The sequence below is a fragment of the Phyllobacterium sp. genome, from assembly GCF_037994405.1.
GTDB lineage: Bacteria > Pseudomonadota > Alphaproteobacteria > Rhizobiales > Rhizobiaceae > Phyllobacterium.
On record NZ_JBBNAN010000522.1, the window covers coordinates 1 to 8,502 of the forward strand.

At 56.5% G+C, this 8,502-nt stretch carries 7 protein-coding genes and 2 pseudogenes; 4 read left to right on the top strand and 5 right to left on the bottom strand.

Annotated features, from left to right (window positions below; all coding sequences use genetic code 11):
• Positions 1-134, bottom strand: a pseudogene (locus AAAC48_RS28855) (BON domain-containing protein); the annotation flags it as partial.
• 285 nt (positions 135-419) lie between these two features.
• On the opposite strand from AAAC48_RS28855, the gene AAAC48_RS28860 reads away from it, so the two are divergent.
• Both AAAC48_RS28860 and AAAC48_RS28865 read left to right on the top strand, forming a co-directional pair.
• Positions 420-656 carry a hypothetical protein gene (locus AAAC48_RS28860; RefSeq protein WP_340657471.1) on the top strand — a complete coding sequence of 79 codons (237 nt, stop codon included), beginning with the start codon at positions 420-422 and terminating at the stop codon, positions 654-656.
• Positions 657-689: 33 nt separating this feature from the next.
• Positions 690-854 (top strand): annotated as a pseudogene (locus AAAC48_RS28865) (YeeE/YedE thiosulfate transporter family protein); the annotation flags it as partial.
• 131 nt (positions 855-985) lie between these two features.
• On the opposite strand, the gene AAAC48_RS28870 reads toward AAAC48_RS28865, so the two are convergent.
• Together AAAC48_RS28870 and AAAC48_RS28875 are read right to left on the bottom strand one after the other, a co-directional pair.
• The gene (locus AAAC48_RS28870; RefSeq protein WP_340657472.1) at positions 986-1,432 is read right to left on the bottom strand and encodes a pyridoxamine 5'-phosphate oxidase family protein; all 447 of its coding nucleotides are present in this window, start codon (positions 1,430-1,432) and stop codon (positions 986-988) included.
• Positions 1,433-1,475: 43 nt separating this feature from the next.
• The gene (locus tag AAAC48_RS28875) at positions 1,476-2,312 is read right to left on the bottom strand and encodes a universal stress protein (RefSeq protein ID WP_340657473.1); all 837 of its coding nucleotides are present in this window, start codon (positions 2,310-2,312) and stop codon (positions 1,476-1,478) included.
• Positions 2,313-2,690: 378 nt separating this feature from the next.
• Here AAAC48_RS28875 and AAAC48_RS28880 point away from each other — a divergent pair, with 378 nt between their 5' ends.
• Positions 2,691-4,484, top strand: a complete 1,794-nt coding sequence (locus AAAC48_RS28880; RefSeq protein ID WP_340657474.1) for an adenylate/guanylate cyclase domain-containing protein — start codon at positions 2,691-2,693, stop codon at positions 4,482-4,484.
• Between the two features lie 253 nt (positions 4,485-4,737).
• Here AAAC48_RS28880 and AAAC48_RS28885 read toward each other — a convergent pair whose 3' ends face one another.
• Complete coding sequence (locus AAAC48_RS28885) at positions 4,738-4,944, bottom strand: fibronectin type III-like domain-contianing protein (RefSeq protein ID WP_340657475.1); 207 nt, start codon at positions 4,942-4,944, stop codon at positions 4,738-4,740.
• A 146-nt stretch (positions 4,945-5,090) separates the two neighbouring features.
• Here AAAC48_RS28885 and AAAC48_RS28890 point away from each other — a divergent pair, with 146 nt between their 5' ends.
• On the top strand, positions 5,091-5,648 hold the full coding sequence (locus AAAC48_RS28890; RefSeq protein ID WP_340657476.1) for a flavodoxin domain-containing protein: 558 nt from the start codon (positions 5,091-5,093) through the stop codon (positions 5,646-5,648).
• Between the two features lie 244 nt (positions 5,649-5,892).
• Here AAAC48_RS28890 and AAAC48_RS28895 read toward each other — a convergent pair whose 3' ends face one another.
• Positions 5,893-8,451 carry a cation-translocating P-type ATPase gene (locus tag AAAC48_RS28895; RefSeq protein ID WP_340657477.1) on the bottom strand — a complete coding sequence of 853 codons (2,559 nt, stop codon included), beginning with the start codon at positions 8,449-8,451 and terminating at the stop codon, positions 5,893-5,895.
• Positions 8,452-8,502 lie beyond the last annotated feature (51 nt).

Genomic DNA, 8,502 nt, shown 5'->3' on the forward strand with positions numbered 1-8,502 from the left:
ATTTTCACCCCGGCTGCTGACCAGGCGGCTCGCTCCACGGCGTTGCGTTCCGACCAGGCGCTCACCCGCCCCTCGAGTTTAACCCTACCGGCACCGTCGACGTCTACCCTGATGCTTTTCGCCTCTAGGATGGCTGGGATTCAAATTGATACGACATATCTGATCCTTCGATCGAAGCCTGAAAGCGGAATGCAACTAGGCTTCCGACAGTCTCATGCCGTCACCCAGCTTTCTTTGACATAGGTCAAACTTGGGGCAAAGAGGACGTGGCGCGCTGCGAAGGGCACCGTCAGGATAGCCCCTTTTGATCGAAATCAAAGTGCAAGCTTGCCGGCCACGCTAGCCTATCACCAAATTTTTCTATTCTCCGTCCGTATGGAAAGCCGCAAACGCGGACCGGACGAATGAAAGGCCTTCCAATGATCGCGAGACCGCGCCGTGCACTGAACGACCCCAAGCGGGCCGAAGACTGCGAGTTGGCTATCCAATTGCGTCTGATGGAGCTGCTCAGCGACGCTTTCGACGCCGGATGGGGAAAACTGGAAGTGCTTGCCGCAATGAACAGGATCGCCGACCAGGCGGCTCTGAAGCTCGACGCCAGAGTTCAGGTCGACGTCGCAAGCTACTTGAAAAAGTTTAGCAGGAAGACTCGATAGTGTTCGCGCAGGTGCGGCCTCCTCGCCAGGCATTGCGCGGGATTTCTGGTCGGCTTCGGGACACGGATGGGGTCTGGATGCACCAGCGGCCATGGTGTTTTTGGTCTAGCGCGATTTTCGCGCCGCTCGATAGCCGCCATGGTCACTTTCCTGGCAACAGGCATTGCTGCTGTGACGATCCTGGTGGCGTCGTTGTCCATGGGATTGGTTAAACCAACGGCTTTCGTCATCGCCATGGTAGTCGGCATGCAGATTCACGACCGTTTGCTCCGACAGAAGCCGGACACAGCAAGGGCCAATTGACCTTCTCCTGCTTCGCTACGCGTGTGTTACTTCATCGCTTTATGGCCTGTCTTTTCAGTGATCAGGATGCGGAAGTAGACCGGCTGTAGGCCCCGCACATGATCGTGGATCACCGTTTTCACATAGGCTGGTTCCCACCATTGAGCTCTTTTGCTGAGAAGTCCGTAGGCCTCGTTGCGGGCTTCGTTCGTGTCCGGATCGCGACTTAGCTCTTCGTAGTGTCCCATCACGATCACGCTCTGCCAATCGTTGGTTGCAGAGACGTTGTCGAATTCCACGCAAACCTTTGGATTGGACCGCATCCATTCGACCTTACGCCCGAACGTCGTGAACGCGTATAGCGAGCCAAAATGGTAGGCAAAATTCAGCGGGACGATGTAGGGCTGTGAATCGTGCACGCAGGCGAGCCGTCCCACCGTAGCATTTTCGATCACTTGCATGATTTCGAATTGATCCATCTCGGTGATATGCATGACATTTCCTCCTTGTTACTGGTGTTGCGCGAAGGTTCTTCGCTCAACGAGCCATGAGAACGGGGAAGCCCGGCTTGTCGATCATCGATCGGGTAACACCACCAAAAATGCGTTCCCGTAACCGCGTGTGGCCGTAGCCCCCCATGACGATGAGATCAGCTGATATGTCAGTCGCATGCCCTTTGATGACATTAGCGATGGCATCATTTCCGCTCGGCAATCTGTCGACAATGATCTTGACGCCATGATGCGCCAGATAGGCGGCAATATCGGCTCCCGGCTCGGGACCGTTAGCGACCGAGCTGGTATCCGGATCGATCATCGTGACATGAACTTGTTCGGCGCACGCCATGAAATCGAGCGCCTCACGCGTCGCCCGCGTGCATTCCACGCCTGAGTCCCAGGCAAGCAAAACGCGCTTGGGCCGCAATGTCGGCTTGGTGCCGTGTGGGATTAGCAGGATCGGTCGGCCGGACTCAAACAAGCCGCCGTCGATTACCTTAGCTTTTAACATCTCGTTGGCGAAAAGATCGGGACCAATGATCGTGGCGTCCACATAGCGGCCACGCCTGCCGACACTATGGCCAACTCTGGCAAGTTCCGGATATTCGTCGATGACTGTGGCCGAAATGTCTGCATCCTTGACCAGCATCTCCACGTCTTCGACCCTCGCATCGAGGGCCGCGAGATCCCACTGGCGCTCCTGTACCCAAACGTCAGCGGTGCCGATAGGGTAATCGCCGATCGGCGGCAATGACGCGACCGCGAGAATCATGACGGACAGTTGCGCATTGATCTCCGAGCAGAGGTCGATGGCGATCTTCAGGTCGCGGTCGGATTGTTTTACCTCCACGACGCTCAGCAGACTCTTGAAATACATCTGATTTCTCCAAGTGAGACAATGCTTTCGTTGACCAATCGTTAGAAGTAAAATTGAGCTTCCGCATTGCGCTGGATCAAAAGTGTGAGAGTTTGGCCCGCGGTCTTCTAGTTGAGCCCGTTCGTTGCAAGCTTCGGATATGAGGATCCCAATTCCTTCATTCGCGCCTTCCATCGCTGGACAGGCCTCGCCCCGCAGCGGGCCCGATACACAGCACAACAACATTGAGTGCGATTTCCTTCGGTGTGTTCAAAAGACCTCGCTCGCGGAGCGGAGGAAACGGGAGTAGAATTCTGGAGGGCCGGAAAGACGGTGAGTGTTCCCGTCAACTGATGGACCCAATAGCAAGGCTTTCCTCACCTTGTTGGAGAGGGTGCCATGGGAGCAGATCACGCAGAGCGGCGGCTGGTTGCAATTCTCGCCGCTGACATTGTGGGTTATTCGCGACTTATCGAAGCTGACGAGGCTGGCACACTGGCCGCGATGAGAGCGTTGCGATCTGAAGTTATCGCCCCATTGCTGGTCGAACATCACGGGCGCATAGTCAAGCTGATGGGCGATGGACTCGTCGCGGAGTTTGGTTCGGTCGTTGAGGCAGTTGGCTGCGCCGCCGCGGTACAACAACAGGTCGCCAATCGCCAGGAAAATGTGCCCGCTGAGCACCGCGTCGTGCTCAGAATTGGCGTCAACCTTGGCGACGTCGTTGTCGAGGGCGATGATCTTCTCGGTGATGGCGTCAATGTTGCGGCCCGATTGGAGCAGTTATGCCCGCCGGGAAGCGTGCTGATCTCCGGCACCGCTCACGAGCATCTCTCGGGCAAACTCGATATCCGCTTCGCCTACGCGGGGGAGCAGCATCTCAAGAATATCGCACGGCCCGTGAAAACCTACCGCATGGAATCTGCGGGCTCTCCGCCTGTATTCCCGCCCGCGATGCGCTCTGACAAACCTTCGATTGCGGTCCTGCCATTCGAGAATATGAGCGGTGATCCCGAACAGGTTTATTTCAGCGACGGCATCACGGAAGATGTCATCACAGAGCTGTCGCGGTTCGGCGAGCTCTTGGTGATTGCCCGCAACTCCTCATTCGAATTTCGCGGACAAAGGACTGACCTACATGAAATTGGGCGAAAGCTGAGTGCAGGCTATGTCGTCGAAGGCAGCGTGCGACGCGCCGGCAATCGCGTGCGGATTACGGCGCAGCTCATTGAAGCAGAGAGTGGGACGCATGTGTGGGCCGAGCGCTACGACCGCGTGATGGAGGACGTCTTCGCCATTCAGGAGGAGATTTCGCAGAACATAGTCGCGGCGGTCGCCCAGCGGGTAAGAGACGATCGAGAGGTCGCGGCACGGCGGCGACCGGCGGAGGATATGCGCGCATATGACCTGTTTCTCCAGGGCCACCGCCTCTCAGACGATTTTACGCCCGGAACCCAGGACCGCGCGCTGGGATTGTTCGAGCGCGCCGTCCAAATCGATCCTACCTTCGCCCGGGCCTATACGGGGCTTGCTGTTGTTCATCTAAATCGCGTTGTTGATAGTGGCGTTGGCGTACCGCATGCGCAGGACGAAAATCGGATAAAGGCGCTCCGTTTTGCGGAACAAGCCCTTGCGCTCGATCCAAATGATCCACGAGTGCATTGCACGCTAGGGTACATGTGCCTGACCTGGCGGGATTTCAACAGAGCCGAACGCCATCTGGATTTAGCCCGATCCATGAATCCGAACGATCCAGTAATTCAGATATTATGGGGATGGATGCAGGGGGCTTTGGGGAGACCGGAACGTGCGTTGAGTGCAGTCCAAATCGCCCTGAAGATCAATCCGCGACATCCGAGTTGGTATAGCTACTATCTTTCCCACATTTTGTTCCAGCTTGGGCGTTACGATGAGGCAGTCGTGCTGCTCGAACAAAGAACCTTCGACAATCCTTCACGCCACCCGCGCGACATGGCTTGGCGGGCCGCCTGTTACGGCCACCTTGGACGCAACGAGGAAGCGCAACGATGTGGTGAAGTGTTTGTGCAGTCGGTCAGCGACCTGTGGCAAGGTGATCCAACAGCCACCCCAGCCGAATACGTCGATTGGGTTGTTGATGTTTCGTATTTGCGTGATCCGAACGATGTGGAGCGTCTACGCACAGGATTGCGGCTGGCAGGGTTGCCGGCTTGAGGCATTTGCTGGGCCGATGATTCAGCAGCGCTCGAAGTACATGTTCATGAACCTCGTTTCAATTAATCGCCGTGCGTGATGGGGATGTTTAGCGATGTCGGCTCTGCGCGATGTGGACGCTGGAAAGAGGTATGCCGGCCAGCCAGCCTGCAGGTTCTGTCACAATTTCCAATCGGAAGTCTGGCCGACGTTCGCGTATCGTTTACCCTGCTTCATCCACTGAAGAGGTTTGCCGTCAATTCGACGTTGCCGTTCAGCTTGGGGTCACCGCGCTTTCGCTGACTGCCACGCTATAGCCTCCTTTCGAGATCCACCACTGGTCGACACTGGGATCGAAGCGCCCAAGGAGCCGTGGATCGGCCGTCAGCATCACATCGCGCCACTCACCCGACTGCAGTTCCAGGCGCTCGAAGCCCAGCGGGCGCATTGGATCAGCTAGAGCTGAGGCACATGCGTGCATTGGCGATCGGAGTTGCTGACCTGCGCTCTTCAAAGTTGCCTTAGAGAAGGTGAATTGATGCGCATCAATGCATCCCGCTCGCCAATTGCGCACGCTGATAGAATTCCGGAAATAAGTTCCGGGTGATCAATGCAGGAGACTACGCCATGAATTTCCTGGTGCTTTATTCCACAATCGAGGGCCAGACCCGAAAAATCGCCGAAGCGGTTGCCAGCCATCTGGAGACGCAAGGCCACATGGTCATGCTAACCGACGCAAACCAGGTCGGATTTGCAGATCCAGGCACGAGCGACGGCGCGATCCTGTGCGCGCCTGTCCATATTGGTCGTTATCCGTCGCCATTTGTCCATTATGTCCATGACTGGAGTTCGGTTCTCAATGACATGCCGTCTGCCTTCATTTCCGTATCGCTGTCCATTGCGAGTGCCGATGAGGAGGAAATGTCGGAGGCGAGAAATTACCCGGTCAAGCTGTCCAATGAAACAGGGTGGCAGCCTCGATCCGTGCTCAACTGTGCCGGCGCGCTCAAATACACGCAGTATGATTTTTTCAAGCGTTGGATGCTCAAGCGCATAGCTGCCTCAGAGGGCGGACCGACGGATACCAAGCACGACTACGAGTTCACAAACTGGATTGAGGTAACGCGCTTTGTGGATGATTTCACGCACGAATTGGTCACTCAAGATAGCATTGCAGAGGCATAGATATGCTCGCTTGGATTGTGCGCATACTGCTTATTGTTGCAGGCGCGATTACCGGATGGTTCGTGGCGCGCGACGCTACGAACTTCGGAGTTCTGCAAATGTTTGTGATGCTGGCCCTGATTACTGCCTTCGTTGCAGCATTGACATTATTGCCAATGGTTTTGTCGTGGCTCAAAGGTCAAAGGTAATCCTCCGAACAGCCAATCGCAGTGACGTCTCCAACAGCCGATCGTCCAATCTACGTCTAACCTATAATCCGTCGCACAGCTGATATGAACTTCATCAGGTCGAACAGCAGCACTGCACTCATTCCAATACCTGCAGCGAGCACAGCTTCCCCAATCTCGGGCCTGGTGAATCCGAAAAGTTCTGCGAGTCGAGGTTGAAGGACGCAAATTGTAATAACTGCCGCCGCAATAATCGAGGCGATCCAGAAGGTTATTCGGCCGCGTTCAAGCAGGTGCATAACGATTGCCTCGCGGCTGCTGTTTACCAGGGCGAGTACCAAATTCCCGGCGGTGACGGCAATGAAGGCGGCAGTTCGCGCCACCTCGACGGAGGCCCCTTGCAGCAATAATCCCTTGTAAAGCCCAAGGCATACGATCAGAAGCACACCGCCTTGGAGAAGGCCAAAGACTATTTGTGCAATACCCGCCAGCGGATCTTCAACCGGCCGCGGCGGCCGATCCATAATATCTCTTTCGGGGGGCGTGCGTTCGAAAACAATCGAACACATTGGGTCGATGATCATCTCGATCACTACCACGTGCGCCGGCAAGAAGAGCGGTGGCATACCGGCGACCAGAGGCAGCAACGCGAGCCCGGCGATCGGAACGTGGATCGCTGAAATGTAGATCATCACTTTCCGTAAGTTATCGAAGATGCGCCGTCCCATCTTGACTGCACTGACGATGCTGCCGAAATCTTCGTCGAGTAGTATTATCCCTGCCGCTTCGCGGGCGACGTCCGTGCCACGTTTTCCCATCGCGATGCCAATATGCGCTGCCTTGAGTGCAGGCGCGTCGTTGACGCCGTCGCCAGTCATAGCAACGACCTCACCCTGGCGTTTGAGGGCCTCAACAATTCGCAGCTTTTGTTCGGGCATGATGCGGGCAAAGACATTTGCGTAAGACACCAGCCGTTTCACCTCAGCATCGTCGGCACGTTCGAGTTGATCGCCGGTTATAGCGCCGTTATCTGTGTCAATCCCGGCTGCAGAAGCGATCGCCAACGCCGTCGCCGGATAATCACCCGTGATCATTTTTACCGAGATTCCCGCACGCAATGCTTCGCTCACGGCAGCAGGCACCGTCGGCCGCAGGGGATCCTCAAAGCCGACCAGCCCGGCAAAGGCAAAATCAAAATCATGTTGTGATTCAGGCAATTCATGCAGTGTTGTCGTCCCGATACCAACACCAAGGACACGCAGCCCTTTCTCCGCCATGGCTTGAACATGCCCCATTATGCTCGCTGCTTTTTCCTCCGTAAGATGGCACAGATCGATGATGGCCTCCGGAGCGCCTTTGCAGGCAACCGAAAAATGCCCGGCATCATCCTTCCAGGCGATGGACATTGCCAGCAATTCCGGCTTGAGGCCGTACTCGCGAACCATCGGCCAATCCATCGTTTCGTACTCTGCGGCCCGTGACACCAGTCCTGCGACCGCCCGGTCCATCGGATCGATGGATGCATGCCGTGTCGCGAGCCAAGCGGCATCTACAAGCGGACGGAAAGCTTGCGGCATGTCAGGTAAGTCAGGATCAACTTCGAGTTGATCAGTCAAGGTGTCGAGAAACCGGACACGCATGCGATTTTCGGTAAGCGTCCCGGTCTTGTCGACACAAAGAACGGTGGCGGCTCCGAGTGTTTCGACGACGGCGGGACGGCGGGCCAAAACCTTGATACTTGCCAGCCGCCATGCACCGATGGCCAGGAAAATTGTCAAAACGACCGGGAACTCTTCCGGCAGCATCCCCATGGCAAGCGCGATGCCGGAAAGAACGCCTTGCAGCCAGTCTTCCCGGTAGACACCGTAGAAGATGACCAAAGCGCAGCACACGATCGCGGCAAGACCGCCGAAAAGCCGAACGATCCGGCTCACTGAAATCTGAAGCCGGGTTCGTTCCACAACGATTGATGCCAACGAAATGCCGATGCGTCCCGCACGGGTCCGTGCTCCGGTATCAGACACTCTCGCCGCTCCGTGACCTTTGACGACAAGGGTGCTGGAATAGACGAATGGCTGGTCGTCGCCGCCCGGCACGGCGGCCAACTCACTGCCCTCTCCTGCACACTTGCGCACGGCAACACTTTCCCCTGTCAGCAGCGATTCATCGACAACCAGCCCGGCGTTGCTGATCAAAACTCCGTCAGCGGGAACACGTTCCCCTTCATCGAGCACGATGAGATCTCCCGGAACGAGCTCGCGGGCCAAAATGGTACATTCCTTGCCATCACGAACGACGCGCGCCGTGGGTGCACCCAACTTCCGCAGGGCAGCGAGCGCGTTCTCGCTTCTTTGATGCTGGTAGAAGACAAGGGCAATGGTGAGGATAGCGAAGCCGGCCAGTAAGAGGCCCTCCGCCAGATCGCCGATTAAGAGATAAAGCGCTGCTGCCACAAGGAGCAGCAACAACATGGGCTCAGTCAGAACTTCCTTCGCGATAGCGAAGACCGAGCTGCTGGCGTCTTCCGGCATAGTGTTGGGGCCATATTTTTCAAGTTGACGCTTGGCCTCGGCACTGGTCAGCCCCGCATGCATTGGGGTCGAAGATACCGCTGAGCGGGCAATCGGTTGCGGCATGTTCATCTCGTCACCTTGGCAATTTGCTTACGAAATGGTCAGCGCATCATG